A 25,810-nucleotide genomic window follows, 5' to 3' on the forward strand; every position below is an offset into this window, starting at 1 on the left:
GGAGAGGCGGAGAAGCTCGTGTGTCCACCGTCGCAGGTTTCACACCAGCGGGCCCGCTGTGGGTGGCGTTCGGGTGGCGGGTCCGGGGCAGTGGTGTGAGCCTTGCGCCATGACGATTCAGCCAGCCAAACTCAGCGATCCCGCCGTCCGGGCCTTCGTCAACGCCGTCAACTCCCACGACAGGGAGGGCTTCATGTCGCTGCTCGCCCCCGGCGCCACCATGGCCGACGACGGCTCCGACCGTGACCTCGCCGAGTGGATCGACCGGGAGATCTTCTCCTCCAACGGCCACATGGAGGTCGACAACGAGTCCTCCGGCGGCCGGGCCCTGATCGCCCGCTACCGCAACGACGCCTGGGGCGAGATGCGCACCAAGTGGACCTTCATCGTCGAGGACGACGGGCGGATCTCACGGTTCGAGACCGGGCAGGCGTAACAAGCTCCTGGGGCTTGCCTTCGTGTGTGCTTCAACTCCTAGCGTCCCTGGGCATGACGACGAAGCGAACTCTGGGACGCAGTGGGATCGAAGTCAGCCCGCTCGGCTTCGGCTGCTGGGCCGTCGGCGGGGAGTGGCAGTCCGCCGACGGGCAGCCGCTCGGGTGGGGGAAGGTGGACGACGAGGAGTCCGTGCGGGCGGTCCGCCGTGCGCTCGACCTCGGTGTCACCTTCTTCGACACCGCCGACGTCTACGGCACCGGACACAGCGAGACCGTCCTCGGCCGCGCCCTCGGCAAGCGGCGCGCCGATGTCGTGCTCGCCACCAAGTGGGGCAACGTCTTCGATCCGGACACCCGCACCCTCACCGGCGGCGACGACACCCCGGAGTACGCCCGGCGCGCCCTCACCGCCTCCCTGCGCCGCCTCGGTACCGACCACATCGATCTGTACCAGTTCCACCTGTCCGACGCCGACCCGGCGCGCGGCGCCGAACTGCGGGACCTGTGCGAGGAGTTGGTCGGGGAAAGGCTGATCCGCGCCTACGCGTGGAGCACCGACGACCCCGACCGCGCCGCCGTCTTCGCCGAGGGACCGCACTGCACGGCCGTACAGCATGCCCTCAACGTCCTGCAGGACGCGCCGCAACTCCTCGAGCTGTGCGAGCGGATGGGGCTTGCGAGCATCAACCGCAGTCCGCTGGCCATGGGGCTGCTGGCCGGGCGGCGGAGCGGGCCGCTGGAGGCGGGGGACATCCGGAGTCGGCCGCCGGCCTGGATGCAGGGGTACGACGGCGACGGGGCCGACGACGGCTGGGTGGCTCGTGTCGACGCCCTGCGGGACGTCCTCACCAGCGGCGGCCGTACCGTCGCCCAAGGTGCCCTGGCCTGGATCTGGGCCCGCAGTCCGCGCACCGTGCCCATCCCCGGCTTCCGGTCGGTCGCGCAGGCCGAGCAGAACGCGGGGGCCATCGAGAAGGGGCCGCTCACCGCCGGGCAACTGGCCGAGATCGACCGGGTCCTTGGCAGGTGAGCGACTCCGCCGCGGCCGGCTTCAGTAGCCGTAGCCGCTGTACTGCCGCTGCTCGGTCAGGGTGAGCTGCCCGGCCTCGATGGTGGCCAGGCGCGGGGCGCGGCGGGCGATGGAGGAGTCGTGGGTGACCAGGACGAAGGTCAGGCCGTGCTCCCGCCACAGGCCCTCCAGCAGGGCCATGATGTCGTCGCGGGTGCCCTCGTCGAGGTTGCCGGTGGGTTCGTCGGCCAGCAGCACCTTGGGGTCCTTCACCAGCGCGCGGGCGATCGCGACCCGCTGCTGCTGCCCGCCGGACATCTCCGAGGGGACGTGGGTCAGGCGTTCGCCGAGGCCGACCGAGCGCAGGGCCTCCGCCGCCCGTTCGCGGCGCTCGGCGGGCTTGACGCCGAGCGGGACCAGGGCCGTCTCGACGTTCTCCTGGGCGGTGAGCGTCGGAATCAGGTTGAAGGACTGGAAGATGATGCCGATCCTCTCGGCGCGCAGCCGGGTCAGCCGGGCCTCGCCGATGGTCGCCAGGTCGACGCCGTCCAGTTCCACGCTGCCGGAGGACGGGCGGTCCAGGCCGCCGATCATCTGCAGCAGGGTGGACTTGCCGCCGCCCGTCGGGCCCTGGATGACGATTTGGTCGCCGTCGGCGATGGTGAGGTCGATGCCGTGCAGCGCGTCCACCGTCTCCTTGCCCCGCGTGTAGCGCTTGGTGACGCCGGTGAGTCTGTACATGGGTGCTCCAAGGTGAGGAAGGCAGGGGTGGGGAGTTACGCGACGCTGCGCAGGGCGTCGGCCGGGCGCATCCGGGAGGCGCGCCAGCCGCCCATGGCGCCGGCGATCAGGCCGCCGGCCACCGCCAGGCCGACGGCGAGCGCGATGGTCGTCGGGGAGACGGGCGCGGAGAGCGCGATCTCCAGGGTGTTCTTCGCCGACTGCTGCCCGGGACCGCCGCCGGGACCGCCGGCCGGGCCGCCGCCCGTCCCGCCGCCCGTGCCGCCGAGCTGCGCGGTGAGCTTCGGGCTGACCGCCGTGACGGTGTAGGCGGCCGCGAGACCGAGGGCGATGCCGAGGCCGCCGCCGATCAGGCCGTTGACGACGGACTCGCCGACCACCTGCCGGGTCACCCTGCGGCTCGGCCGGCCGAGCGCCTTCAGCGTGCCGAACTCGCGCACCCGCCGGGAGACGGCGGCGGAGGTGAGCAGCGCGGCCACCAGGAACGCGGCGGCGAGCACGGCGACGGACAGCCACTTGCCGACGCTGGTGGCGAGGTCGGAGGCGGTGGACAGGGAGCCGGAGACCGTGGCGGCGAGGTCGGAGGAGGTGGTGACCGTCGTACCGGAGATGTTCGCCTGGATGCGCTTCTTCACCGCCGCGATCTGCTTCGAGTCGGCCGCCTTGACGTAGATCGTGGTGACCTCGTTCTTGGCGTCGCCGAGCGACTGGGCCTGCTTCAGCGGCAGATAGACGTCGGTGGTGGACTCGCCGCTGTCGGGCGTCGCGATGCCGGTGACGGTGTAGGTGGTGCCGGAGATCTTGAAGGTCGAGCCGACCTTGTACTTCTTCTCCTAGGCGTACGACTTGGCGACCACCGCGACCTTCGCGTCCGTCTGCGCCGAGGTGAAGGTCTTCCCGGAGGTGATCTCCATCGTGGCCGGCGGGCCGAGGGCCTGGTTCGTGACGTCGACACCGGCGACGGAGTAGCTGTTGACGTTGAAGCCGGCGTCGCCGCCCTGCACCTGCGGCCGGCCACCGCCGCTTCCACCGGGCCCGCCCTGCTGCCCGCCGCTGCCGGACGACTGGGCCTTGCCCTGGGTGAAGGAGCCGTCGACCTTGGTCACGTTCAGGGACAGGGCCCCGACCGCCGAGGCCACGCCCTGCTGCGCGGCGACCCGCTGGACCAGCGAGGACTTCAGGGCCTGGCCACCCTGCGTCATCACCCGGTCCGAGCTCTGGCTGGTCTTGCTGCTCGACTTCGCGTCGAACTGGAATCGCGGCCCCTGCGAGCTGCCCGCCGTGGGCGCCGACCGGGCCTTGGTGACGGTCATGTCGGTGCCGAGGCCGTAGAGCGATTTCAGGACCTTGTCCTGCGCCTGCGTCATGCCGGCCGACACCGAGTTGACGGTGATGACCAGCGCGATACCGAGCGCCAGACCCATCGCGATGACCAGAGCGGCCTTCCTGCGGCGGCTCAGCTCGCGCTTGAGACAGATGCCAAACATCCCGTTCCTCGAAGGTCCTTGGCGCCCGCCGTGGGCGCGGCCACAAGTTAGGGAGGAACCTTTGAGCCACCCTGGGCGAGGGGTGTGCAAGGGCTGAGAAAACCGGGTGACTCATCGGATTTTCATAACGTGGCAAATTCCACGGCCGTGACGGGCCCGCGCTGCCGAATCCGCTGCTGGGCGCGGTGTACCGTCCCCGAGTGCGCGAATGTTCCCGGCTCAGCCGACGTGCCGTCCTCGGACTGACGGCCGCCGCCCTTCCCCTGTCCGCGACCACCCCGGCCTCCGCCGCGACCGTGATCGGCGGCGAGCAACTGGCCCGTACGGGCGTCCAGGTACGCGGAGCCTCCGGACTGCCCGAGAAGCTCTCCGCCCTCTCCTGGTTGATCGCCGACTGCGCGAGCGGCGAGGTTCTCGCCGCGTTCAACGCGCACCGGCGGCTCCCGCCCGCGTCCACGCTGAAGATGCTGTTCGCGGACACCGTGCTGAAGAAGTTCGACCGCACCGAGCGGTACACGGTGCAGGACTCCGACCTGGCCGACGTCCCGGCCGGCTCCAGCCTGGTCGGCATCAAGCCCGGCATCACCTACAGCGTCGAGCAGTTGTGGCAGGGCGTGTTCCTGCGCTCCGGCAACGACGCCGTGCACGTGCTCGCCCACATGAACGGCGGCATCGCCAGGACGGTCGCCGAGATGCAGGCCAGGGCGGAGGACCTGCAGGCCCTGGACACCCATGTGGTCAGCCCCGACGGCTTCGACCACCCGGGCCAGATCTCCTCGGCGTACGACCTCACGCTGTTCGCCCGTCACGGTCTGAAGGACGCCGACTTCCGCGGCTACTGCGGCACGCGGACCGCGGACTTCCCGGCGGGCGGCAAGAAGACCTTCCAGATCCAGAACACCGACCGCCTGCTGACCGGGGCGTGGGGACTGAGGACGTACGACGGCCTGATCGGCGTCAAGAACGGTTACACCAGCCACGCCGGCAACACCTTCACCGGTGCGGCCACCCGGGGCGGCCGCACCCTGCTGGTGACGGTCATGCATCCCGCCGAGGGCAGCAACGCCGTCTACGAGCAGACCGCCGCGCTGCTCGACTGGGGCTTCGGGCGCGGGCGTTCGGCGCGGGCCGTGGGCGCGCTGGTCGATCCGCTCAGCGAGGGCGGGGCGAAGGCGAGTGCGGCGCCCGTGCGGAACGCGGCACAGGCGGCGGCCGGCGCGCCCTCCTCGGGCTCCGGCGGCCCGTCCGCCGGACGGCTGGTGGAGGGCGCGGCCGGTACGGCGCTGCTGCTGGCGGCGGCCGGGGCGATGGTGGTCAAGCGGCGGCGCAGGGCGGTCTCGGCGGCCCAAGTGTCCGAGGAGGCCGAGAGGTCCAAGGGGGCCGAGAGGTCCGACGGGGCCGTGGGCGACCCGGAGCCCGGGGGCCGGCACCGGCGCTGAACAGTGCGACGGCCGTTCCACCGACCGGCGTGCACCTCGCGTCCCGTCGCGAGGTCCACCCCCAACTCCGGCCCGGTGGAACGGCCGTCGCATCCCCCCTTGGCGATGGCTGCGGAATCCACGTGCTCCAACTGTGAAGCTCTCGTGAAGGAAAGTTGAGCATATAGGCTCGACATGCCGCAATACCGCGGATGTTCGAATTCCGTTTGCGGTGGTGGGTTCAGCCCCGCCCGATGTACGGCATCGCCGTCGCCAGCACCGTCGTGAACTGCACGTTCGCCTCCAGCGGCAGCTCGGCCATGTGCCGCACGGTCCGCGCCACGTCGGCCACGTCCATCACCGGCTCCGGGACCATCTCGCCGTTCGCCTGCAGCGCGCCGGTCTGCATCCGGGCCGTCATGTCGGTCGCCGCGTTGCCGATGTCGATCTGCCCGACGGCGATGCGGTACGGCCGTCCGTCCAGCGACAGGGACTTGGTGAGGCCGGTCAGCGCGTGCTTGGTCGCCGTGTAGGCGACGGAGAGCGGACGGGGTGTATGGGCGGAAATGGACCCGTTGTTGATGATCCGGCCGCCCTGCGGATCCTGCTCCTTCATCCGCCGGTACGCCGCCTGGGCGCACAGGAACGCCCCGTTGAGGTTGGTGTCCACCACGTGCCGCCAGGCGTCGTACGACAGCTCCTCGACCGGCACCCCGCCGGGCCCGAAGGTCCCCGCGTTGTTGAACAGCAGGTCCACCCGCCCGAACCGGTCCACCGTGGCCGTGAACAGCGCGTCCACGTCCTCGGGCCGGGACACGTCGGTGCGTACCGCGAGGGGGGCGCCCTCCGGCACCAGCGCCGCGGTCTCCGCCAGCGTCTCGGTGCGCCGGCCGGCCAGCGCCACCGACCAGCCGGCCCGCAGCAGCTCCACGGCGACGGCCCGCCCGATGCCGGACCCGGCACCGGTCACCACCGCGATCTTCGATTCCCTGTCAGTCATGGCACCGCAGCGTAGGCGGCAAGTCCGCCATGCGGAATACCGTGTCCGTCATGCGGTTACCGGGGAATGGCGGCCACCTCACGACGGCGGCCGGGTGCCCACCGCCGCGGACGACGGCCACCGCGCGACGGCCCGTCGGCCGGGTGGGCGGCGACGTGCACGACATCGATGTCCGGGTCCGTCGCCGACGACTCCCCGTCGCCGCACGCCCGCGCCGCCCCGCCCCCCAGGCTCGGCTGTGCTCACGCCGGGGGGACCCCGATGGCGCACGCCTCCGCCGACTCCGGCCGCCGCGAGGCCACCGCCGCGATCCCGCCCGTCGCGAGAATCCCCCGGCGCACGTTCTGCTCCACCCTCGCCCCACCCATCGGTCATGTGTGCCCCGGCAGTGTGTACGAGCTGAGAGCATGGGTGCCGGTCGTTTTCGGCAGGCGGCCGTTTCACCAAGGCGGCCGTTTCACCAAAGGGAGGGGACAGATGCCCGAGCGCGCGGCGGCACCGACACCGGACACCCACCGGTCGCCCACCCCGGCCCGGACATCCGCCGCCACCCGCCGCACCGGCCTGCTCGTCACCCTCGTCCTCGGCGGCCTCACCGCGACACCCCCGCTCGCCATGGACATGTACCTCCCGTCCCTGCCGGCGGTCACCGGATCCCTGCACGCGCCCGCCGCCACCGTCCAGCTCACCCTCACCGCCTGCCTGCTGGGCATGGCCCTCGGGCAGCTGGTCGTCGGCCCGATGAGCGACCGCTGGGGCCGCCGCCGTCCGCTGCTCGCCGGACTCGCCGTCTACCTCCTCGCCACCGCCCTGTGCGCCCTCGCGCCGAACGTCGAGACGCTGGTCGCCTTCCGCCTCGCCCAGGGCCTCGCGGGCGCCGCCGGGATCGTCATCGCGCGGGCCGTCGTACGCGACCTGTACGACGGCGTGGCCATGGCCCGCTTCTTCTCCACCCTGATGCTGATCTCCGGGGTCGCTCCGGTCGTGGCGCCGCTGATCGGCGGGCAGATCCTGCGGGTGACGGACTGGCGGGGCGTGTTCGTCGTCCTCACGGCCGTCGGCGTGCTGCTGGCCGCGCTCGTCTGGCTGCGGCTGCCCGAGACCCTGCCGCCCGCGGAACGGCACGACGGGGGAGTCGGGGCGGCCCTGCGTGCGATGCGCGGCCTGCTCGCCGACCTGCCCTTCACGGGCTACATGCTGGCCGGCGGTTTCGCCTTCGCCGCGCTGTTCGCGTACATATCCGCCTCCCCATACGTCGTCCAGGAGATCTACGGCGCCTCCCCGCAGACCTTCAGCCTGCTGTTCGGCCTCAACTCGGTCGGACTGGTGGCCGCCGGGCAGGTCAACGGCAGGCTGCTGGTCGGCCGGGTCGCCCTGGAGAAGGTGCTGGCCTGCGGTCTTACGGTGATCGTGCTCGCCGCGGCCGCCCTGCTGCTGATGTCCACCGGCGTCCTCGGCGAGGTCGGTCTGCCGCCGATCGCAGCCGCGTTGTTCGTCCTCATGTCCGCCATGGGCATCACACTCCCCAACGCCCAGTCCCTCGCCCTGCTGCGCACCCGGCACGCCGCCGGCTCCGCCTCCGCCCTGCTCGGCACCTCCTCCTTCCTCGTCGGAGCGGTGGCCTCACCACTCGTCGGCGTCGCCGGAGAGCACACCGCCGTACCCATGGCGGTGGTCCAACTGGCGGGAGCACTGGTCGCGGCGGCCTGCTTCATGGGAATGTGCCGTCCCTGGAACACGTGTGGGAACACTCGTGCGGGGTCGGAGGGAGACGAGAACTGAGCGCACCGAGACTGCGCGTCGACACACCGGAACGGGCCGGGCTCGACCCTGCCGAACTCGGGCACCTGGTCGGCGAGGTGCACGCCCTCACCGCCGGAGACCGCCCCTGGGCGGCCGGCGCCGTCGTGCTGGCCGGACGCGGACCCGTGATCGCCGTGGCCGAGGCCACGGGCTGGGCCGTCCGCTACTCCGGCTACGATCCCGAGACCGACAACGGTGTCGAACTGCCGCCGACCGCACGGGTCCTGGCCACCGTCGACACCCCCTTCGACCTGGCCTCCCTCACCAAGCTGTTCACCTCCGTCGCCGCCGTGCAGCAGATCGAGCGCGGCACCCTCGGCATGAACGCCCGGGTCGGCGACTACCTGCCCGACTTCCACGCCGCGGCCGCCCACGGCATCACCGTGCGGCAGCTGCTCACCCACACCTCCGGGCTGCGCGCCGAGCTGCCGCTGTACGACTGCCCGGACGACGCCACCCGGCTCGCCCTGCTGCGCGCCGAGGCCCCGACCGGCGAGCCCGGCCGGTACCTGTACTCCGACCTGAACATGCTCCTGCTCCAGTCCGTGCTGGAACGCATCACCGGCCGTGGCCTCGACGTCCTCGTCCAGGACGGCATCGCCCGCCCGCTCGGCATGACGGCGACCGGCTTCGGGCCGTGCCCCGGCGCGGCCGCCACCGAGGACCAGCGGCGGCCCTGGGCCAAGGCGGACCGCGGGATGCTGCGAGGAGTGGTCCACGACGAGAACGCCTGGGCGCTGGGCGGGGTCGCCGGACATGCCGGGCTCTTCTCCACCGCCCGCGACCTGGCCGTCTTCTGCCGCGCCCTGCTCGCCGGCGGCTCCTACGGCCCCGCACGCATCCTCGGCCCCGACTTCGTCGAGCTGCTGCTCACCCCGCCGGGGCTGGGCTTCGCCGTCGACCAGCCGTGGTTCATGGGCGAACTCGCGGGCCACGGGGCGGCGGGACACACGGGCTTCACGGGTACGTCGCTCGTCCTCGACCCGAGGACGGACACGTTCCTGATCCTGCTGGCCAACACGGTGCATCCGCGGCGCAGGCCCGCGGACAGCGGGCCGAGGGCGAGACTGGCGACCCGTCTGGCGAGGGCGGTGGTCTGAGTCCGGCCCTCCGGCCGACGGTTCCGGGTCGGCTGGGAAACGGGGGTCTGGGGGCGGAGCCCCCGGCAGGGTCCGCGCCGGTGCAGGGCGCCATAGAATCTCCGGGTGAACGCCCCCGTACCACCGGCGGAAGCCCTCCGCAGAAGCCTCGCCGACCTGCTCGACGGACTCCCGCCCACCCAAGCCGCGGGCGCCGTCGACAGGCTCATCGCCAACTACCGGGGCGACACCCCCACCCACGCCCCGATCCTCCGCGACCGCGCCGACGTGGCCGCCTACGCCGCCTACCGCATGCCCGCCACCTTCGAAGCGGTCCACTCGGCGCTGGAGGCGTTCGCACAGGCCGCCCCCGGCTGGACGCCCGGCAGCCATGTCGACGTCGGCGGCGGCACCGGCGCCGCCACCTGGGCCGTCACCGCGACCTGGCCCGGCGAGCGCAGCGTCACCGTGCTGGACTGGGCCGAGCCCGCCCTCGCCCTCGGCCGGGAGATCGCCGCCGCCAACCCGGTCCTGCGCGGCGCCCGCTGGCAGCGCGCCCGGATCGGCGCCGACCTCGCCCTGGACGCCACCGACCTCGTCACGGTGTCGTACGTCCTCAACGAGCTCTCCGAGCCCGACCGCGCCGCCCTCGTCGACGCCGCCGCGTCCGCCGCGCAGGCCGTGGTGATCGTGGAGGCCGGCACCCCGGCCGGCTACGCCCGCGTCATCGAGGCCCGCGACCGGCTGATCCGCGCCGGACTGCACGTCGTCGCCCCCTGTCCGCACAGCGCCGCCTGCCCCATCGAGCCCGGCCGGGACTGGTGCCACTTCTCCGCCCGGGTCGCCCGCTCCTCGCTGCACCGCCAGGTCAAGGGCGGCACCCTGCCCTACGAGGACGAGAAGTTCTCGTACGTCGCCGCCACCCGCCTGGCCGCCGTGCCGGCCCCCTCCCGCGTGGTCCGGCGCCCGCAGATCCGCAAGGGCCAGGTGCTGCTGGACCTGTGCGAGGCCGGCGAACGGCTGGCCCGTACGACGGTCACCAAACGCCACGGCCATCTGTACAAGGCGGCCCGGGACGCCGAGTGGGGAGACCCGTGGCCGCCGGAGGACTCGCCCGAGGAGCCGTCCGCGTAGCCGCCGCGGCTTGTTAGCGTCGCCCCATGGTCAACAAGCCGGCTCCCGACGCCACCCGCCGCAGCGAGAAGTCCCGCAGAGCGATCTACGCCGCCGCCCTCGCCCTGGTCGGCGAGGTCGGCTACCCGAAGACCACCGTCGAGGCGATCGCCGCGCGGGCCGGGGTGGGCAAGCAGACGATCTACCGCTGGTGGTCGTCCAAGGCGGACGTCCTGCTGGAGGCGTTCCTCGACCTCTCCACGCAGGCGGCCGAGGAAGCGGGGCAGGTGCCGTACACCATCCCGGACACCGGCGACCTCGCCGCCGACCTCAAGGCGGTGCTGCGGATCACGGTGGACCAGATGCTCGACCCGCGCTTCGAGGTACCGGCCCGGGCCCTGGCCGCCGAGGGCCTGGTCAACGAGCCGCTCGGCCGCGAGGTCGTCGCGGGCCTCCTCGAACCCCAGCTCCAGCTGTACGTCCACCGGCTGCGCGCCGCGCAGGACGCCGGCGCGGTACGGGCCGACGTCGACCCCCGCATCGCCCTGGAACTGTTCGTCTCGCCGCTCGCGCAACGCTGGCTGCAACGGACCGGGCCGATCTCCCACGACTACACGGACACGCTGGTCGACTACGCCCTGCACGGAATCGGAACCCCAGACACCCCCAAGCGCACGAAGATGGGACGATAAGGCACACTGTCCGCACACCAGCGAGGCGACGACCAGACTGAGGGGATAGATGAGCGCGACGTTCGGCGGCCGGTCCGGCCGGCAGGGCAAACTCTCCCAGTGGCTGCTTGGACGCCGACCGAAGGAAGCCGCCGACGACGGCGGCCGTGAGGCCCTGCTGCTGGGCGCCGCCGCGGCGGGCCTGCCGCTCGCCCCCGCCGCGCACCCCGCCCCCGGCTACGGCTGCTCCTGCGACCGCGTCGGCTGTCCCACCCCGGCCCGGCACCCGGTGTCGTTCGCCTGGCAGACGCAGTCCACCACCGACCGCGCCCAGATCGAACGCTGGGCCCGGCACCAGCCGCAGGCCAACTTCATCACCGCGACCGGCATGACGCACGACGTCCTGGACGTGCCCCTGGAGGCCGGCCGGGAGGCGCTGGAGCGGCTGCTCGGCTCCGGCGTCGAGGTGGGGCCCGTCGCCGAGAGCGACGACGGCCGCATGCTGTTCTTCACCCTCACCCGCGGCACCCCCGAGGACGAGGACGAGTGGTGGCCGTGCGAGCTGGACTGCCGCCCCGAGACCATGGACGAGCATCCGGGCCTGCGCTGGCACTGCCGGGGGTCGTACGTCCTCGTACCGCCCGCCCGGCTCCCCGGTGACGATCAGCAGGTGCGCTGGGTGCGGGGGCCGGAGCATGCGCTGCCGGATCCGTTGAGCCTGCTGGAAGCGCTCACCGATGCCTGTGCGCGGCATGCGGGCGCCGACCGTGCGCCCTGGCCGCTGCGGCATTAGCCAGCGCGTTTCACTCGCCCTGCGCCGATGTGAGACCCGGCACCCGCCCCAGCACCGAAACCTTGCCGCTCCCCGCCGGGTCCAAGGCCACCTCTGCGGACATGAACTGCAGCGTCAGGGACTGTTTCACCTCGCCCGTCGTCAGTGCCTGTACGTCCTTGTTCGTGACCGGCACGGTGGTTCCGGTGGCGGCGGTCTGCTTCTCGTAGTGGTGGGTGGTGAAGAACACCAGCGCCCCGCCGTCCGCCGTGCGCAGCGCCAGCGGCGCGTAGGTCCCGTTCGTCAGCGGGCCGTCGATGAACTGGGTGACCAGGCCCGGCTTGCGGGCCCGCTTGGCCCGGTCGGCGCGTTCGACGCTGGTGTACCTGCCGTCGGCGAAGTCCTGGCCGCCCTTCTTCAGGTACGTCGCGTACTCCTGGCTCAGCTTCCCGGGCGCGACGGCGAGCTGCCGGGAGCCGGCCGGTACCGCCTCGGCCCAGCCGTCCTTGTCCGTCTTGAACGCCGGTACCGAGCCCGGCGCCACGAGGGTGACGTACGCCACCCGCCAGCGCTCGCCGAGGTCGCCCCGGGTGAACACCATCAGCCAGCGCAGGTCGCCGGTCTTGTTGCCCTTCGCATCGGCGACGAACCAGCGCGGCCAGCCGGCCTTCTCGGGGATCGTGACCTTCACGTCCGACAGCTTCAGCGGCAAGTGGTTCGGGTTGCCGGAGGGGCTGTTGGCGTGCCCGGCCTTCAGCCGCGCGGCGGTGATGTCGCCGAACGGGCCGGTGAGGTAGGGCGCGTCCAGGGAGTTGTCGTAGGCCTTGTCGGCCTTGTTGTACGCGGTCGTGAACGCGTTGAGCGCCTTGGCGGCCTCGGCGCGGGTGGCGGCGGGGAGCACCTCGCGCTCCCCGTGCACCACCACGCATCCGCTCACCGTCAGCGACAAAGCGGTCAACGAGGCCGCTATGAGTGCGTTACGGTCACGCCTGCGGAGCCTGCGCGGGTTGCGATCCCTGCTCATCGGGTCCCTTCACCTTCCCCTTTCCGGAGGCGAACCCTACCGGGGCGAGGAAGATCGCGAGTGCCGGGATCAGGTACAGCAGCCACACCGTGACCTGGAGGGCGGTCGGGTCGGGCTGGAAGCTGAACACCCCCTTCAGCAGCGTGCCGTACCAGCTGTCCGGCGGGACGGTGTCGCTGATGTCGAAGGCCAGGTGGGTCAGGCCGGGCAGCCAGTTCGCCTCCTGCAGGTCGTGGAAGCCGTAGGCGAGGACGCCCGCCGCGACCACGACCAGCATGCCGCCGGTCCAGGTGAAGAACTTGGCCAGGTTGATCCTCAGAGCGCCCGGTAGAACAGCCACCCGAGGAGCACGGCGGTGGCGAGGCCCAGCGCCACGCCGATCAGGGGTGCGGGGTGCCGTCGGACGCCGCGTGCACCGACGCCCACACGAACAGCGCGGTCTCCAGGCCCTCCCGGCCGACGGCGAGGAAGGCGGTGGCGACCAGCGCGCCGTTTCCCATGGCGAGGGCCGCGTCCAGCCTGCCGTGCAGCTCCGACCGCAGGTGCCGGGCGGTGCGCCGCATCCAGCACACCATCCACGTCACCAGGCCGACGGCGACCACCGACAGCGAGCCGCCGAGTGCCTCCTGCGCCTCGAACGTCAGCTCCTGGGAGCCGAATTCGAGGGCGCAGCCGAAGCCCATCGCGATGGCGATCGCGATGCCGATGCCGATCCAGATCGGCTGCAGGGCGTCCCGGCGGCCGGTCTTGACGAGGTAGGCGATCAGGATGCAGACGACGAGCGACGTCTCCAGACCCTCGCGCAGGCCGATCGGTGGCGATGCCGGCCTGGTGGGCGCCGTGGAACTCCACCGGGCCGCCCGCGTCGTCGGCGGCCGGGTCGATGTCGTCGCCCGCCCTCGCCATCGCCACCGCGCCCCCGGGGTGGGAGGGTGACCGCCATGGGGAGCGTGCGCAGGGAACTGGTGGCGGACGAGGGCGTTGTGCTGGACGTGCGGGACCGGCCGGGCCCGCCCCCTTTGCGGTTCGAGGTGGCCGACGGCGGCCGGATGGTGCTGCGGCAGGGCGACCGGATCGTGCTGCTCGGCCGCGTGGAGGCGTGGAACCAGGGGGTGCACCTGCACCGGTACGAGGGCTGCCGCCCGCCCCTGACGCCGATTCGCTCGGCGGCGATGCGAGGTTCCGTCAACTGGGTGCACGCGTACGCGCGGTGGCTGGACGAGGCGGAGGAAGGCCCCCTGCACGACTCGCGCTGGCACCTGCGGGTGCGCAACGAGTTCCCGCCGTACGTCTGGCACGCGGAGGACTTCGTCCGGGACTGGCCCGCCTGCCATCTCGACTGGTCCGCCAAGGGCTGGCACGGTGTCGTACCCCTGCGCCCGCTCTCGCCGCCGGACGCCGGGCGGGTGAAGGCCTACCGCAAGCACGCCCGTGACGGCACTCTGGCGCCGGTTCTGCTGTGGTGGGTCACCGCCCTCGACGGCTGGCTGCTCCTGGACGGACACGACCGGGCGGTCGCGGCGCTCGCGGAGGGGCGGACCCCGCCCTGCGTGGTGCTGACCCGCCTGCCGGACGACGAGGACTGGCGCCGGACGGCCGAGGAGGTGACCGACGGGCACGAGACCAGGCTGGCGCGGCTCGCCGGCCGTCCCGACACCCCCGGCGCCGAGCGGCAGCGGGAGGCCATGCTGCGGGCCTACGGTGACACCCTGTCCTCGCTGCCCCTCGAAACGGCCCGCACCTACTCCTGGCCCCTGACCGGCGGCGCCCCCGCCTGGGACGCGCTCGCGGCCGCCGCGATGTTTCAATTCCCCCGTGACTGACTACGACGTACTCCGCGTCTTCTGCGGACCGAACGGCGGCTACGGCAACGAGCTCGGCGTCGTCCGCGACGGTTCGGGGCTGCCCGAGCGGAGCGACCGGCAGGAGCTGGCGGCCAAACTCGGCTTCAGCGAGACCGTGTTCGTGGACGACCCCGAGCGCGGTGTGATCGACATCTACACGCCCACCCTGCGCCTGCCCTTCGCCGGTCACCCCTGCGTCGGCACCGCCTGGCTGCTCGACGTGCCCGAACTGGTCACGCCCGCCGGCGTCGTCGGTGCCCGGCTGGACGGCGAGTTCAGCTGGATCGAGGCGCGCGCGGAGTGGGTGCCGCCGCGCACCCTGCGCCAGTACGGCACGGCGGCCGAGGTCGACGCCCTCGACGTGCCCCCGCCCGGCGCGTGGGTGTACGCCTGGGCCTGGGAGGACGAGGCGGCCGGCCGGATCCGCGCCCGCGCCTTCCCCGGCCGCGACGACGGCATCGACGAGGACGAGGCCACCGGCGCCGCCGCCCTGCTGCTCACGGACCAACTGGGCCGCGCCCTGAACATCACCCAGGGCAAGGGCTCCCAGATCCTGACCGCACCCCAGCCGGAGGGGTGGGTGGAGGTCGGGGGCCGGGTGTTCCTGGAGCGCTAGTCGCCCCGAGTGTCAGGCGCTCAGCGGGAACTCGTCCCCGAGCGCCCTGAACACCGCGGTGTTCAGGGCGAAAGCCTGCTTGCACTCACCGACGACCCGCTGCTTCTCCAGGTCGTCCACCCGTATCCCGTCCAGCAGCTGCCGGTAACTCCGCTTGAACGCAGCCGGGTTGGGGACGCCTTCGAAGACGTAGAAGCGGACCCCGTCGCCTTTCCGCCTGAACCCCCAGGTCTTCTCCGCCCGGTCGCGGATGATCTGGCCGCCGGACAGGTCGCCCAGGTAGCGGGTGTAGTGGTGGGCGACATAGCCGCCGGGCCAGCGCTCGGCGCACTCGCTGACCCGGGCCGCGTACTCCCGCGTGGCGGGCAGGGCACTCAGGCCCGTCCGCCACCCCGGCCCCCGCAGATGCGCCAGGTCCCGCTCCAGCGCGGCCAGCCGGAACAGCTCGGGCCGGACGAACGGCCCCGCCACCGGATTCGCCGCCAGCCGCCCGGTGCCGCGCTCCAGTGCCTCGTACACGAACCACAGTTGCTCGGTGTAGCGCGCGTAGGCGGCCACGCCCAGCCGGCCGCCGAGCAGGTCGCTCATGAACGCCGACGTCTCCGCCTCCACGTGTGCCTCGTGGGACGCGGCGCGGATGAGGGTCGAGAAGGAGTCCATGAGGCCGTCCCATCTTGCCGACATCCTGTCGGTAAAAGTCTACAGGAGAAAGCCCGCCCTCGCAGAGGGCGGGCCGTGCGGTCGTGGCAGAAGCGAACGCGGCGCTACGGCAGGGTCAGGATGTCCGCGCCGGTCTCCGTCACCACCAGCGTGTGCTCGAACTGGGCCGTCCGCCTGCGGTCCTTCGTCACGACCGTCCAGCCGTCGTCCCACATGTCGTACTCGTGGGTGCCCAGCGTCAGCATCGGCTCGATCGTGAACGTCATGCCCTGCTGCATGACCGTCGTCGCGTGCGGGCTGTCGTAGTGCGGGATGATCAGGCCCGAGTGGAACGAGGAGCTGATGCCGTGGCCGGTGAAGTCGCGGACGACTCCGTAGCCGAAACGCTTGGCGTAGGACTCGATGACCCGGCCGATGACATTGATCTGCCGGCCCGGCCTGACCGACTTGATCGCGCGGTTCAGGGCCTCCCGGGTTCGCTCCACCAGCAGCCGGGACTCCTCGTCCACCTCCCCGACCAGGTAGGTGGCGTTGTTGTCGCCGTGCACCCCGCCGATGTACGCCGTCACGTCCAGGTTGACGATGTCGCCGTCCCTGAGGACCGTCGAGTCCGGGATGCCGTGGCAGATCACCTCGTTGACCGAGGTGCACAGCGACTTCGGGAAGCCGCGGTAGCCGAGCGTGGAGGGGTAGGCGCCGTGGTCGCACATGTACTCGTGGGCGACCTTGTCCAGCTGGTCCGTGGTGATCCCCGGCGCGATGATCCTCGCGGCCTCCTCCATCGCCTGCGCGGCGATACGGCCGGCGATCCGCATCGCCTCGATGGTCTCCGGACTCTGCACCTCCGGACCGGTGTACGGCGCCGGCGCGGGCTTGCCGACGTACTCGGGGCGGCGGATGTTTCCGGGGACAGAACGGGTGGGGGACAGCTCCCCCGGTACGAGAAGCGACTGGCCAGACATGGCAGCGAGTCTATCGAGCGGAGTTGGGGGATCATGTCGTTGGCGAGAGGAGCTGTTCATGCCCCTGTTCAAGAAGCGCACCGTCGGCAAGCCGGGCGAGTGGTACTACTGCCTGGAGCACAAGAAGGTCGAGGAGGGCCCGGAGTGCCCGGGCAAGGACCGCTTCGGGCCGTACGCCTCGCCGGAGGAGGCCCGGCACGCGATGGAGACCGCCGCCGAGCGCAACCTCCAGTGGGAGAACGACCCGCGCTGGCACGACGCGCCGGCCGGCGGGAGCGGCGAGGAGGAGGACTGATCAGGCCTGTACGGCCGTGCGCTGCTCGCGCATCCGTACCGCGTGCTCGTTGGTGCGGGCGTCGTACGTCATGAGCCCCGGCAGGCACAGCGCGAGCAGTCCCATGGCACCGGCGCAGGCCAGCCCGCCGGAGACGACGGAGCTCCGTACGCCCGCCCAGGCTGCCAAGCCGCCCGCCCGGACCTGACCGAGCTGCGGGCCGACCGAGTAGGACAGCAGCTCGATCCCGGCGAGCCGGCCGCGCAGCTCGTCCGGGATCGTCTGGTTCCACATGGCCGACCGGAAGAGCCCGCTGACCATGTCGAAGCCGCCGCCGACGGTCAGGAGGACGAGGACCAGCCACACGTTCCCGCACACCCCGGCCGCCGCGACCGCCAGACCCCAGCCGCTGGCCGACAGCAGCACCATCAGTCCGTGCCGGTGGATCCGGGAGGCCCAGCCACTGGTCAGGCTCACCAGCAGCGCGCCGGCCGGGACTGCGGCGTACATCAGGCCGAGCGCCCAGTCGGCGTGCAGCTCGTCGGCGAGGAACGGCAGCACCGCGAACGGCATGGCCAGGAACATCGCCGCGAGGTCGACGGCGTAGGTGCCGAGGAGTTCCTTGCGGTTCCAGGCGTACCGGGCGCCTTCCAGGACGGCGTTCAGGGAGGGCTTCGAGGCCTCGTGGGAGGCGGGGGAGGGGGCGATCCGGATGATGTACGCCAGCGAGACGACGAAGGTCAGCAGGTCGGCGGCGTACGCCCAGCCGAGGCCCGCGTAGGCGACGACCACGCCCGCGAGGGCCGGGCCCGCGACGCCGCCGACGGTCCAGCGCAGGGAGTTCAGCGAGGCCGCGGCGGGCATGTCGTCGTGGGCGACGATCCGGGGCCACAGGGAGTCCAGGGCCGGGCGCTGCACGGAGACCAGGGCGGAGGAGAGGGCGGCGACCGCGTACAGCGGCCAGAGCGCGGGGTGCGGGGCCAGGGCGTTGAGCAGCAGGACAGCACTCAGCACGCCCTGCCCGGCCTCCGTCCGCACGATGAGCTTCCGCTTGTCGAGCGCGTCGGCGAGGGCACCGCCGTACAGACCGCAGAGAATGAGCGGCAGCAGCTCCACGGCACCGATCGCGCCCACCGCCGCGGTCGACTCCGTCAGGTCCTTCAGCTGGACCGGGAGCGCGACGAAGGTGAGAAAGCTGCCGAAGTTGCTGATCAGCCCCGACTTCCAGAGCCGGCGAAAGTCGGCGGAGGTCTTCCAGGGGGCGAGGTCGGGGAGCAGGGCGCGGATCACTTGAGGCATGTTCGGCCGACCGGGATCACCGGGCAACTGTTTTTCCCGGTGCCCACCGGGGGCTCCGCCCCCCAGGCCGGTGGGCAGCACTCACCACGGGGCGGGTGGCGGGGCCGTCAGGATCTCCGCCAGCCTCGACAGACGGTCCCGCAAGCTCCGCCGAACCCTCGGTGAGACACCGCCCCCGTTCTCCCCGGCCGCGGCGCTGACCAGGTGCTGGACGGTGTCCAGGTCCAGTTCCGCCCCCTGCGGTACGGCCAGCGTGTCGTGCGCCATCGCGGCGAGGTCGCCGCCACCCGCGCCCAGCGCCAGCACCGTCACCCCGGCCCGGCGGGCGTCGTGCACGCGCTCCAGCAGCGGCGCGGGCTCCTGGGGGGCCACGACCAGCAGGGTCTCACCCCGCCGCGCCGCCCCGATCCGGCCGGGCCCCACGGCCAGGTGAGGCGGGTCCGAGGGGCGTGCGTGATGCCGTACCAGGGTCGGCGCCAGCTCGGGCGTCCCGGACCACGCGGCCTCGTCCACCAGATGCGCCGCCAGATGCCACGGCTCGTACTCCGGCGTGCCCACCAGCAGCAGCCCGCCCCCGTGCGCCACCACCGACCCGCGCAGCACCCCCGCGAATCTCCGGGTGGCCCCCAGCCACTCGGTCCCGGCGAGCACTTCCCGCAGCAGTGCGACCCGTACGGCGTCCATGCGCCCGCATCCTGCCGCAAACCGGTCACTCGTGACCCGGAGTTCACCCGGAATTCGCCCGCCCCGGGGACGTACAACGCCTCGTCCGTACCGCAGGCGTCCCCAGGAGCCGCCCGATGACCGACGTCACCGTCCCCTTCCGCGCCGGACGCGAGGGCTATGCCAGCTACCGGATACCGGCCGTCGTCGCCACCCGCGCCGGCACGCTGCTCGCCTTCTGCGAGGGCCGCGCCGGCTCCGCCGCCGACCACGGGCACATCGACATCGTGCTCAAGCGGTCCACGGACGGCGGCCGCACCTGGGGCCCGCTCCAGGTCGCCGCGAGCAACGGGCACGACCTCGCCGGAAACCCCGCCCCCGTCGTCCTCGACACCGGCCGCATCCTGCTCGTGCACATCCGGTCCGCCGCCACCGCCACCGAGGCCGCCATCCTGCGCGGCCGGGTGCCGGACGCCTGCGGTCGGCGGGTGTGGGTGCGGCACAGTGACGACGAGGGGGCGACCTGGTCCGTGCCCCGGGAGATCACCGCGCAGGTGAAGAAGCCCGGCTGGCGCTGGTACGCCACCACCCCCGGCCACGCCCTCCAGCTGAGCACCGGCCGCGTCCTCGTCCCCGCCAACCACACCCTGCCGCCCAGCGGCACAGACCCCGACACCGGCGCCGAACCGCGGTACAACAGCGGCCACTGCCTGCTCAGCGACGACCGGGGGGAGACCTGGTACCTCGGGTATCTCGCCGAGAACACCGACGAGTACATCAACGTCAACGAGACCACCGCCGCCGAACTCCCCGACGGCCGCGTCTACTTCAACACCCGCACCGACTCGGCCTCGCCCGGCAACCGCGCCGACGCCCACTCGGCGGACGGCGGCAGGACACTCGTCAGACCCTTCCGCCCGCAGGCGGGACTCTCCGCGCCCGTCTGCCAGGCCTCCGTCCTCCAGCTCCGGTGCCCCGACCTGCTCCTCTACTCCGGCCCGGCCGACCCCGCCTTCCGCGCCCTGATGACGATCCGCGCCTCCACCGACGGCGGCACCACCTGGCGCACGGCGTGCACCGTCGACGGGCTGCCCGCCGCCTACTCCGACCTGGTCCGCGTCGACCCGGACACCGTCGGACTCCTCTACGAGACCGGCGACTTCAGCGCCTACGAGACCATCACCTTCCGCCGGCTTCCGGTGGCGCGGCTCGGGTGGGCCGGTGCCGTACCCCTCCCCGACGTAGAGTCGCACCCATGACCTCTACGACCTCCACCGACAGCGCACAGACCCCGGCCAAGGCTCCCGCCAAGGACCCCTGGGACCTGCCCGACGTCTCCGGGTACGTCGTCGGCGTGCTCGGCGGCACCGGACCGCAGGGCAAGGGCCTCGCCTACCGGCTCGCCAGGGCCGGCCAGAAGGTGATCATCGGCTCCAGGTCCGCCGACCGCGCCCAGGCCGCCGCCCGGGAATGCGGCCACGGCGTCGAGGGCGCCGACAACGCCGAGGCCGCGCGCCGCAGCGACATCGTGATCGTCGCCGTACCGTGGGACGGCCACGGCGACACGCTGAAGGCCCTGCGCGACGAACTGGCCGGCAAGCTCGTCGTGGACTGCGTCAACCCGCTCGGCTTCGACAAGAAGGGTGCGTACGCCCTCAGGCCCGAGGAGGGCAGCGCCGCCGAGCAGGCCGCCGCCCTGCTGCCGGACTCCCGCGTCGCCGCCGCCTTCCACCACCTGTCCGCCGTCCTGCTCCAGGACCCGGAGATCGAGCAGATCGACACCGATGTGATGGTGCTCGGTGAGGAGCGGGCCGACGTCGAGATCGTGCAGGCCCTCGCCGGACGCATCCCCGGCATGCGCGGTGTCTTCGCCGGGCGGCTGCGCAACGCCCACCAGGTCGAGTCGCTGGTCGCGAACCTGATCTCCGTCAACCGCCGCTACAAGGCACACGCCGGGCTCCGCATCACCGACGTGTGAGCGGATGGGGGACACTGGTCGGCGAAGCAGTACCGAGCAGTGTCCCCCGACAGGAGTCTCCCGTCATGCCCCTTCTGCCCCCGCCCACCCGGACCCGGCGACTCGCCCTCTACACCCTCGCCGTCTGCGTCCTCGCCGTGGCCGCCGCCGTCGTCTCCTTCCTCCGGGGCAGCTGGCTGGGAATCGTCTGGGTGCTGCTGGCGGGCCTGACGTCCAACATGACCTGGTACTACGTCAAGCGCGACCGGGCCGGTGCCGGGCAGGGCAAGTCCGTCACGGGCTGACCAGGCAGCCGTCTGGCGTGCCCTGCCAGAAGCGGTACAGCGCCTCGCCGCAGTAGCGCTGGTCGACCGTGATCCCCAGGCCGTCGAGGATGTCGTAGATCCAGGTGAAGAACGCGTGGTTCAGCGACGGTACCCACAGCAGCGCGAACACGAACAGCAGGCCGAACGGCGCGAACGGCTCCACCTGCCGCTTGACCTTGTACGACAGCCAGGGCTCGATCACGCCGTAGCCGTCCAGGCCCGGCACCGGCAGGAAGTTCAGGATCGCCGCCGTCACCTGGAGCAGGGCCAGGAACGCCAGCGCGTACTGGAAGCCGGCGGGCACGCCGTCCAGCGCGTGCAGCCAGAAAGGCGCCGTACACACCGCCGCGAACAGCACGTTCGTCAGCGGGCCCGCCGCCGAGACCAGGCTGTGCCGCCAGCGGCCCCGGATCCGGCCGCGCTCGATGAACACCGCACCGCCGGGCAGACCGATCCCGCCCATGATCACGAAGAGCACCGGGAGCACGATGCTCAGCAGCGCGTGCGTGTACTTCAGCGGGTTCAGCGTCAGGTAGCCCTTCGCGCCGATCGTGATGTCGCCGCTGTGCAGGGCCGTGCGCGCGTGCGCGTACTCGTGCAGGCACAGGGAGACGATCCAGGCCGCCGTCACGAACAGGAACACCGCGACGCCCGGCCGTGCCGCATACCCCGTCCAGGTGGCCCAGCCCGTCACCGCCGTCACGGCCAGGATCCCGATGAACACGGGACTGACCCGGCGGTCGCCGCGGCGGGTGGTGGCGGTGGTCATCGGCGGGCTCCTGTGCGGTGGGGACGGTGCGGAGTGCGACCGTACCGGCCGCGCCCCCGCGGGGGAAACGTCTCGCGCTCGCCGTCCGGTTCCTGGACCCTGGGGGGATGCCACGGATGAGGGTGTTCTACGAGGACTGGCAGATGGAATGCTGCGGCACACCGTTCGCGGTGGGCGACGAGGTGTCCTGGCCGCTGGTCGCCTACGACGCCGAAGGCGTCCGGGAGGGCCACGGGTACGGCGCCGGGGCGTGGGTGGAGAACCACGGCGACCCGGACCGGCCCGCCGTCGGCCGGGTCCACGCCGTCGACCTGGTCCACGAGGAGTACAGCTTCCGGCTGCCCGACCCGGAGCCCGGACCCGTGAAGCCGCAGGGTGGAGTCGTGCTCCGGGGCACGGGACGCGGCCTCGAACCGGTGCCCGGCACCGTCACGCCGGAGCCCTCCGCCGGCTGCCCGAAGTGGTTCGAGGAGGTGGACCGCGGCACGGTGGACGGCCGCGGAAGGGTGCGCCGCACCCGCGGCGCCCTCGTCACCCTGGAGCTCTGCGACGGCACGGCCCTGGAGCTCCCGGACGGCACGCCGCCGCAACCCGGTGACCACCGGTGACCGCTCCGGCGACAATGGACCCCGTGCGCTTTTCGCTGCTCGGCACCACGCAGGTACTCCGCCCCGACGGTACGGCCGTCCCGGTCGGCGGGGCGCGGCTGCGCGCCCTGCTGGGCGTGCTCGCGCTCCGGGCCGGGCGGACCGTGCCCGCGGGCGTGCTGATCGACGAGGTCTGGGGCGCCGACCCGCCCGCCGACGCCGCCGGGGCGCTCCAGGCGCTGGTCGGCCGGCTGCGCCGCACCCTCGGCGCGGACGCCGTCGCCTCCGCCGAGGGCGGCTACCGGCTCACCGCCGCGCCCGACGACGTCGACCTCACCCGCTTCGAGCGGCTGACCGGCGACGGCCTGCGGGCCCTCGCCGACCGCGACCCGGCCAAGGCCGCCGCCGTCCTGGACGACGCGCTCGCCCTGTGGCGCGGCCCCGCCCTCGCCGACCTGCCCGACCACCACGCCGAGGCGGCCCGCTGGGAGACCCGCCGGCTCGACGCCCTGCGCGCCCGGCACACCGCCGCCCTCGCCCTCGGCCACGCCGAGCAGGTGCTGCCCGAGCTGGCCGCCCTGTGCGACGACCACCCGCTGGACGAGCCGCTCCAGGCGCTGCGGCTGCGCGCCCTGCGCGACGCGGGCCGCCCGGCCCAGGCGCTCGCCGCCTACGAGGACGTACGACGGCTGCTGGCGGACCGGCTCGGCTCCGATCCCGGGCCCGAACTGCGCGCCCTGCACACCGAGCTGCTGACCGCCGAGGAAACCCCGGCGCCGAGGCCCGTGCCGGCGGCTCCGGGTAATCTGCCCGCCCGGCTCACCTCCTTCGTCGGCCGGGAGACCGACATCGAGGCCATCGGCGCCGACCTGACCGCCGCCCGCCTGGTCACCCTGCTCGGTCCGGGCGGCGCCGGAAAGACCCGGCTGTCCCAGGAGGCCGCCGAGGCGGTACGGCACACCGCCCGCGACGGGGTGTGGCTGGCCGAACTGGCGCCCGTGGACGACCCCGAGGCCGTGCCGCAGGCCGTGCTCACCGCGATCGGCGCCCGCGACACCGTGCTGCACGGCGCCGGCGCCGAGAGCATCCGCGCGGTCACCGACCGGTACGACGACCCTCTCGAACGGATCGTGGAGCACTGCGCCCGGCGCCGGATGCTGATCATCCTCGACAACTGCGAGCACGTGATCGAGGCCGCCGCCCACCTCACCGAGCGCCTGCTGGCCCGCTGCCCGCAGCTGACCGTCCTCGCCACCAGCCGCGAACCCCTCGGCGTCCCCGGGGAGTTGGTACGCCCGGTCGAGCCGCTGCCCGAGCCGGTCGCGCTGCGGCTGCTCGCCGACCGTGGTGCGGCGGCCCGGCCCGGATTCCGTATCGAGGACGACCCCGAGGCCTGCGCGGAGATCTGCCGGCGGCTCGACGGACTCCCGCTCGCGATCGAGCTGGCGGCCGCCCGGCTGCGGATGCTGACTTCCCGTCAGATAGCCGACCGGCTCGACGACCGCTTCCGGCTGCTCACCTCCGGCAGCCGCACCGTCCTGCCCCGCCAGCAGACCCTGCGGGCCGTCGTGGACTGGTCCTGGGAGCTGCTCGACGCGGACGAACGGGACGTCCTCGCCCGGCTGTCCGTCTTCGCGGGCGGCTGCGACCTGGCCGCAGCCGAGGCCGTGTGCGGGCCCGTCGCCCTGGACGCGCTCGGCTCCCTGGTCGACAAGTCCCTGGTGGTGGCCGCCCCTTCGGCGGAGGGCGGGATGCGTTACCGGCTCCTGGAGACCGTCGCCGAGTACGCGGGCGAGCGGCTGGACGAGACCGGGTGCCGCGCCGACGCCGAGCGCGCCCATCTGACGTACTACCGCGAACTCGCCCGTACCACCGACCCGTTGCTGCGCGGCCCCGAACAGCGCACCGCCATCGACCGGTTCCAGCTGGAGTACGAGAACCTGCGCACCGCCCTCAGGCACGCCGTCGCCGCGGGTGACGAGCAGGAGGGGCTGTGCCTGGTGCTGTCCCTGGTGTGGTTCTGGCAGATGCGCGACCTGCGCATCGAGACCCGCAACTGGTGCCAGGAGGTCATGGCGCTCGGCCCCGACCCCTTCGCCGGACCCGCACGGCCCGCCGAGCCGGTGTGGCAGCGCTGCACCGACGCCCCGCCCCCGTACACCGGTGAGATCCTCGCCGAGGCCCGGCGCGGCGTCCACCTCGCCCACCTCGCCTGCATGGACCATGACCTGGAGAGCTGGCAGACCCCCGCCGCCCAGGCCAAGCTGCACGCCATCACCCGGGTCTACCACCCCGGGCTGCCGCAGGCCTGCCGCGCGCCCGGCATGCTGTGGTTCTTCGCCGTGATGCTGACCGGCGGTGTGGACCGGATGCGGGAGGTCATCGACGCCTGTGTGCGGACCTGCCGCGAGACCCCCGGCTTCGAGTGGGAGCTGGCCGGCGCCCTGCAGATGCGCGCCAACCTCCTCGCCAATCGCGCCGCCTGGGCGGGCAACGCCACCCGGGACGCCGAGGAGGCCCTGGAGCTCTTCCGTCGCCTCGGTGACGGCTGGGGCACCGCCGAGGCGCTGTCCGCCCGTGGCGAGGCCCATGAGCGCCAGGGCGCCAACCGCGAGGCCGCCGCCGACTACCGGGCGGCCATCGAACACGCCGAACGCCTCGGCGCCCGCGGCCAGATGGCCATCCTCCGCGCGCGCCTCGGCAGCGTGCTCATGGAGGCGGGGGACACGGAGCGCGGCGAGCAACTGCTCCGGGACGTCATCGCGAGCAGGGACGGCTCCCTCAACGAGGCCATGCCCGCCGCCCGGCTGTTCCTCGCCTGCTGGCTCGGCCTGACCGGCCGTACCGCCGAGGCCCGTGAGCAACTGCACCTGCTGCGCGAGGAGTTCAAGATCGCGCACTTCGTCGTCTTCGACTCCATGATCCTCACCCAGGAGGCCTGGCTGGACGCCCTCGACGGCCGTGCCGAGGACGCCCTGGGCCAGGTCAGGCGCGCCATGCGCCTCGCTCAGGACCCGCTGGCCCGGGCCATCGCCCCGCACCTGGACTCCGTCTGCCTCTACACCGCGGCGATGGCCCTCGCCCGCGTCGACGGCGGCAGCCGCGCCGTCGACGCCGCCCGCTGCCTGGGCGCCGCCCACGCCCTCCTGCCGTCCGGGCACATCCTCTCCGGGGTCGAGCGCCGGTGCCACGACATGGCCGAGGACCGCATCCGGGGCACCCTGGACGAGCCCGCCTACCGGGCCGCGTACGCCGAGGGCGGTGGCCTCTCCCTCGCGGAGGCCACCGCCCTGCTCTGA

24 protein-coding genes and 2 pseudogenes are annotated in these 25,810 nt (G+C 72.9%); 16 read left to right on the plus strand and 10 right to left on the minus strand.

The genetic code is table 11. The annotated features are described in order from the left end of the window. Positions 1 to 109 precede the first annotated feature (109 nt). Entirely contained in the window at positions 110 to 436 is a 327-nt protein-coding gene (locus tag ACWGJ5_RS11150) for a nuclear transport factor 2 family protein (protein ID WP_453309449.1), read from the plus strand. A gap of 53 nt (positions 437 to 489) precedes the next feature. Further along, positions 490 to 1,467, plus strand: a complete 978-nt coding sequence (locus ACWGJ5_RS11155; protein WP_453309450.1) for an aldo/keto reductase — start codon at positions 490 to 492, stop codon at positions 1,465 to 1,467. A 21-nt stretch (positions 1,468 to 1,488) separates the two neighbouring features. On the opposite strand, the gene ACWGJ5_RS11160 is transcribed toward ACWGJ5_RS11155, so the two are convergent. Together ACWGJ5_RS11160 and ACWGJ5_RS11165 are read right to left on the minus strand one after the other, a co-directional pair. After that, positions 1,489 to 2,187, minus strand: coding sequence for an ABC transporter ATP-binding protein (locus tag ACWGJ5_RS11160; protein ID WP_453309451.1), 699 nt, complete (start codon positions 2,185 to 2,187; stop codon positions 1,489 to 1,491). Between the two features lie 35 nt (positions 2,188 to 2,222). Then, positions 2,223 to 3,674, minus strand: a pseudogene (locus ACWGJ5_RS11165) (ABC transporter permease). Positions 3,675 to 3,874: 200 nt separating this feature from the next. On the opposite strand from ACWGJ5_RS11165, the gene ACWGJ5_RS11170 reads away from it, so the two are divergent. After that, the gene (locus tag ACWGJ5_RS11170; protein WP_453309452.1) at positions 3,875 to 5,113 is read left to right on the plus strand and encodes a D-alanyl-D-alanine carboxypeptidase family protein; all 1,239 of its coding nucleotides are present in this window, start codon (positions 3,875 to 3,877) and stop codon (positions 5,111 to 5,113) included. 220 nt (positions 5,114 to 5,333) lie between these two features. Here the strand turns inward: ACWGJ5_RS11170 and ACWGJ5_RS11175 are convergent, their stop codons facing one another. Continuing rightward, positions 5,334 to 6,092, minus strand: a complete 759-nt coding sequence (locus tag ACWGJ5_RS11175) for an SDR family oxidoreductase (RefSeq protein ID WP_453309453.1) — start codon at positions 6,090 to 6,092, stop codon at positions 5,334 to 5,336. A gap of 477 nt (positions 6,093 to 6,569) precedes the next feature. Between ACWGJ5_RS11175 and ACWGJ5_RS11180 the strand changes: the two genes are divergently transcribed. The 5 genes from ACWGJ5_RS11180 (at position 6,570) to ACWGJ5_RS11200 (ending at position 11,551) form a co-directional block, all read left to right on the plus strand. Continuing rightward, complete coding sequence (locus tag ACWGJ5_RS11180; RefSeq protein WP_453309454.1) at positions 6,570 to 7,874, plus strand: multidrug effflux MFS transporter; 1,305 nt, start codon at positions 6,570 to 6,572, stop codon at positions 7,872 to 7,874. Next, positions 7,832 to 8,995, plus strand: coding sequence for a serine hydrolase domain-containing protein (locus ACWGJ5_RS11185; RefSeq protein ID WP_453309455.1), 1,164 nt, complete (start codon positions 7,832 to 7,834; stop codon positions 8,993 to 8,995). Before ACWGJ5_RS11180 ends, ACWGJ5_RS11185 begins: the two co-directional genes overlap by 43 nt. Before the next feature lie 105 nt (positions 8,996 to 9,100). Then, positions 9,101 to 10,108 (plus strand): small ribosomal subunit Rsm22 family protein, encoded by a 1,008-nt coding sequence (locus ACWGJ5_RS11190; protein WP_453309456.1) that lies wholly within the window; start codon positions 9,101 to 9,103, stop codon positions 10,106 to 10,108. A 26-nt stretch (positions 10,109 to 10,134) separates the two neighbouring features. Next, positions 10,135 to 10,779, plus strand: a complete 645-nt coding sequence (locus ACWGJ5_RS11195) for a TetR/AcrR family transcriptional regulator (protein ID WP_453309457.1) — start codon at positions 10,135 to 10,137, stop codon at positions 10,777 to 10,779. A gap of 49 nt (positions 10,780 to 10,828) precedes the next feature. Beyond that, positions 10,829 to 11,551 carry a bifunctional DNA primase/polymerase gene (locus ACWGJ5_RS11200; protein ID WP_453309458.1) on the plus strand — a complete coding sequence of 241 codons (723 nt, stop codon included), beginning with the start codon at positions 10,829 to 10,831 and terminating at the stop codon, positions 11,549 to 11,551. A 10-nt stretch (positions 11,552 to 11,561) separates the two neighbouring features. Here the strand turns inward: ACWGJ5_RS11200 and ACWGJ5_RS11205 are convergent, their stop codons facing one another. Together ACWGJ5_RS11205 and efeU are read right to left on the minus strand one after the other, a co-directional pair. Further along, positions 11,562 to 12,554 (minus strand): hypothetical protein, encoded by a 993-nt coding sequence (locus ACWGJ5_RS11205; protein WP_453309459.1) that lies wholly within the window; start codon positions 12,552 to 12,554, stop codon positions 11,562 to 11,564. Then, positions 12,514 to 13,366: pseudogene (gene efeU, locus ACWGJ5_RS11210) on the minus strand (iron uptake transporter permease EfeU). The gene ACWGJ5_RS11205 and the pseudogene efeU overlap by 41 nt, the downstream one beginning before the upstream one ends. 360 nt (positions 13,367 to 13,726) lie before the next feature. Between efeU and ACWGJ5_RS11215 the strand changes: the two are divergent. Both ACWGJ5_RS11215 and ACWGJ5_RS11220 read left to right on the plus strand, forming a co-directional pair. Next, positions 13,727 to 14,377 (plus strand): hypothetical protein, encoded by a 651-nt coding sequence (locus ACWGJ5_RS11215; protein WP_453309460.1) that lies wholly within the window; start codon positions 13,727 to 13,729, stop codon positions 14,375 to 14,377. Next, positions 14,370 to 15,014, plus strand: a complete 645-nt coding sequence (locus ACWGJ5_RS11220) for a PhzF family phenazine biosynthesis protein (protein WP_453309461.1) — start codon at positions 14,370 to 14,372, stop codon at positions 15,012 to 15,014. The genes ACWGJ5_RS11215 and ACWGJ5_RS11220 overlap by 8 nt, the downstream gene beginning before the upstream one ends. A gap of 12 nt (positions 15,015 to 15,026) precedes the next feature. Here ACWGJ5_RS11220 and ACWGJ5_RS11225 read toward each other — a convergent pair whose 3' ends face one another. Then, positions 15,027 to 15,674 carry a biliverdin-producing heme oxygenase gene (locus ACWGJ5_RS11225; protein ID WP_453309462.1) on the minus strand — a complete coding sequence of 216 codons (648 nt, stop codon included), beginning with the start codon at positions 15,672 to 15,674 and terminating at the stop codon, positions 15,027 to 15,029. 104 nt (positions 15,675 to 15,778) lie between these two features. Further along, positions 15,779 to 16,636 (minus strand): type I methionyl aminopeptidase, encoded by an 858-nt coding sequence (gene map, locus ACWGJ5_RS11230; RefSeq protein WP_453309463.1) that lies wholly within the window; start codon positions 16,634 to 16,636, stop codon positions 15,779 to 15,781. Between the two features lie 58 nt (positions 16,637 to 16,694). Here map and ACWGJ5_RS11235 point away from each other — a divergent pair, with 58 nt between their 5' ends. Further along, positions 16,695 to 16,931 carry a hypothetical protein gene (locus ACWGJ5_RS11235; protein ID WP_453309464.1) on the plus strand — a complete coding sequence of 79 codons (237 nt, stop codon included), beginning with the start codon at positions 16,695 to 16,697 and terminating at the stop codon, positions 16,929 to 16,931. On the opposite strand, the gene ACWGJ5_RS11240 is transcribed toward ACWGJ5_RS11235, so the two are convergent. Both ACWGJ5_RS11240 and ACWGJ5_RS11245 read right to left on the minus strand, forming a co-directional pair. After that, positions 16,932 to 18,209 (minus strand): MFS transporter, encoded by a 1,278-nt coding sequence (locus tag ACWGJ5_RS11240; RefSeq protein ID WP_453309465.1) that lies wholly within the window; start codon positions 18,207 to 18,209, stop codon positions 16,932 to 16,934. Between the two features lie 81 nt (positions 18,210 to 18,290). Further along, a complete protein-coding gene (locus ACWGJ5_RS11245; protein WP_453309466.1) occupies positions 18,291 to 18,893 on the minus strand; it encodes a hypothetical protein in 603 nt (200 codons plus the stop codon). 116 nt (positions 18,894 to 19,009) lie between these two features. Between ACWGJ5_RS11245 and ACWGJ5_RS11250 the strand changes: the two genes are divergently transcribed. The 3 genes from ACWGJ5_RS11250 to ACWGJ5_RS11260 all read left to right on the plus strand — a co-directional run bounded on the left by ACWGJ5_RS11250 (position 19,010) and on the right by ACWGJ5_RS11260 (position 21,134). Continuing rightward, positions 19,010 to 20,131: a sialidase family protein gene (locus ACWGJ5_RS11250; protein ID WP_453309467.1), complete on the plus strand. Its 1,122-nt coding sequence runs from the start codon at positions 19,010 to 19,012 to the stop codon at positions 20,129 to 20,131. Beyond that, complete coding sequence (gene npdG, locus ACWGJ5_RS11255; protein WP_453309468.1) at positions 20,128 to 20,850, plus strand: NADPH-dependent F420 reductase; 723 nt, start codon at positions 20,128 to 20,130, stop codon at positions 20,848 to 20,850. Before ACWGJ5_RS11250 ends, npdG begins: the two co-directional genes overlap by 4 nt. Before the next feature lie 65 nt (positions 20,851 to 20,915). Further along, positions 20,916 to 21,134, plus strand: coding sequence for a hypothetical protein (locus tag ACWGJ5_RS11260; RefSeq protein ID WP_453309469.1), 219 nt, complete (start codon positions 20,916 to 20,918; stop codon positions 21,132 to 21,134). Here ACWGJ5_RS11260 and ACWGJ5_RS11265 read toward each other — a convergent pair. Continuing rightward, complete coding sequence (locus tag ACWGJ5_RS11265; RefSeq protein ID WP_453309470.1) at positions 21,124 to 21,924, minus strand: site-2 protease family protein; 801 nt, start codon at positions 21,922 to 21,924, stop codon at positions 21,124 to 21,126. The two genes, ACWGJ5_RS11260 and ACWGJ5_RS11265, sit on opposite strands and share 11 nt — an antisense overlap. A gap of 107 nt (positions 21,925 to 22,031) precedes the next feature. On the opposite strand from ACWGJ5_RS11265, the gene ACWGJ5_RS11270 reads away from it, so the two are divergent. Both ACWGJ5_RS11270 and ACWGJ5_RS11275 read left to right on the plus strand, forming a co-directional pair. Beyond that, entirely contained in the window at positions 22,032 to 22,532 is a 501-nt protein-coding gene (locus ACWGJ5_RS11270) for a DUF6578 domain-containing protein (protein WP_453309471.1), read from the plus strand. Positions 22,533 to 22,546: 14 nt separating this feature from the next. Next, positions 22,547 to 25,810, plus strand: coding sequence for a BTAD domain-containing putative transcriptional regulator (locus tag ACWGJ5_RS11275; RefSeq protein WP_453309556.1), 3,264 nt, complete (start codon positions 22,547 to 22,549; stop codon positions 25,808 to 25,810).

The sequence above is a fragment of the Streptomyces sp. NPDC054783 genome (assembly GCF_053611725.1).

Excerpts from the sequence above, each read along its gene's own strand:
- ACWGJ5_RS11195 (WP_453309457.1), top strand. The coding sequence starts at position 10,135 with ATGGTCAACAAGCCGGCTCCCGACGCCACCCGCCGCAGCGAGAAGTCC.
- npdG (WP_453309468.1), top strand. The coding sequence starts at position 20,128 with ATGACCTCTACGACCTCCACCGACAGCGCACAGACCCCGGCCAAGGCT.
- ACWGJ5_RS11175 (WP_453309453.1), bottom strand. The coding sequence starts at position 6,092 with ATGACTGACAGGGAATCGAAGATCGCGGTGGTGACCGGTGCCGGGTCC.
- ACWGJ5_RS11180 (WP_453309454.1), top strand. The coding sequence starts at position 6,570 with ATGCCCGAGCGCGCGGCGGCACCGACACCGGACACCCACCGGTCGCCC.
- ACWGJ5_RS11160 (WP_453309451.1), bottom strand. The coding sequence starts at position 2,187 with ATGTACAGACTCACCGGCGTCACCAAGCGCTACACGCGGGGCAAGGAG.
- ACWGJ5_RS11270 (WP_453309471.1), top strand. The coding sequence starts at position 22,032 with ATGCCACGGATGAGGGTGTTCTACGAGGACTGGCAGATGGAATGCTGC.
- ACWGJ5_RS11155 (WP_453309450.1), top strand. The coding sequence starts at position 490 with ATGACGACGAAGCGAACTCTGGGACGCAGTGGGATCGAAGTCAGCCCG.
- ACWGJ5_RS11205 (WP_453309459.1), bottom strand. The coding sequence starts at position 12,554 with ATGAGCAGGGATCGCAACCCGCGCAGGCTCCGCAGGCGTGACCGTAAC.
- ACWGJ5_RS11245 (WP_453309466.1), bottom strand. The coding sequence starts at position 18,893 with ATGGACGCCGTACGGGTCGCACTGCTGCGGGAAGTGCTCGCCGGGACC.
- map (WP_453309463.1), bottom strand. The coding sequence starts at position 16,636 with ATGTCTGGCCAGTCGCTTCTCGTACCGGGGGAGCTGTCCCCCACCCGT.
- ACWGJ5_RS11265 (WP_453309470.1), bottom strand. The coding sequence starts at position 21,924 with ATGACCACCGCCACCACCCGCCGCGGCGACCGCCGGGTCAGTCCCGTG.
- ACWGJ5_RS11260 (WP_453309469.1), top strand. The coding sequence starts at position 20,916 with ATGCCCCTTCTGCCCCCGCCCACCCGGACCCGGCGACTCGCCCTCTAC.
- ACWGJ5_RS11225 (WP_453309462.1), bottom strand. The coding sequence starts at position 15,674 with ATGGACTCCTTCTCGACCCTCATCCGCGCCGCGTCCCACGAGGCACAC.
- ACWGJ5_RS11150 (WP_453309449.1), top strand. The coding sequence starts at position 110 with ATGACGATTCAGCCAGCCAAACTCAGCGATCCCGCCGTCCGGGCCTTC.
- ACWGJ5_RS11275 (WP_453309556.1), top strand. The coding sequence starts at position 22,547 with ATGGACCCCGTGCGCTTTTCGCTGCTCGGCACCACGCAGGTACTCCGC.
- ACWGJ5_RS11240 (WP_453309465.1), bottom strand. The coding sequence starts at position 18,209 with ATGCCTCAAGTGATCCGCGCCCTGCTCCCCGACCTCGCCCCCTGGAAG.
- ACWGJ5_RS11235 (WP_453309464.1), top strand. The coding sequence starts at position 16,695 with ATGCCCCTGTTCAAGAAGCGCACCGTCGGCAAGCCGGGCGAGTGGTAC.
- ACWGJ5_RS11250 (WP_453309467.1), top strand. The coding sequence starts at position 19,010 with ATGACCGACGTCACCGTCCCCTTCCGCGCCGGACGCGAGGGCTATGCC.
- ACWGJ5_RS11215 (WP_453309460.1), top strand. The coding sequence starts at position 13,727 with ATGCGAGGTTCCGTCAACTGGGTGCACGCGTACGCGCGGTGGCTGGAC.
- ACWGJ5_RS11200 (WP_453309458.1), top strand. The coding sequence starts at position 10,829 with ATGAGCGCGACGTTCGGCGGCCGGTCCGGCCGGCAGGGCAAACTCTCC.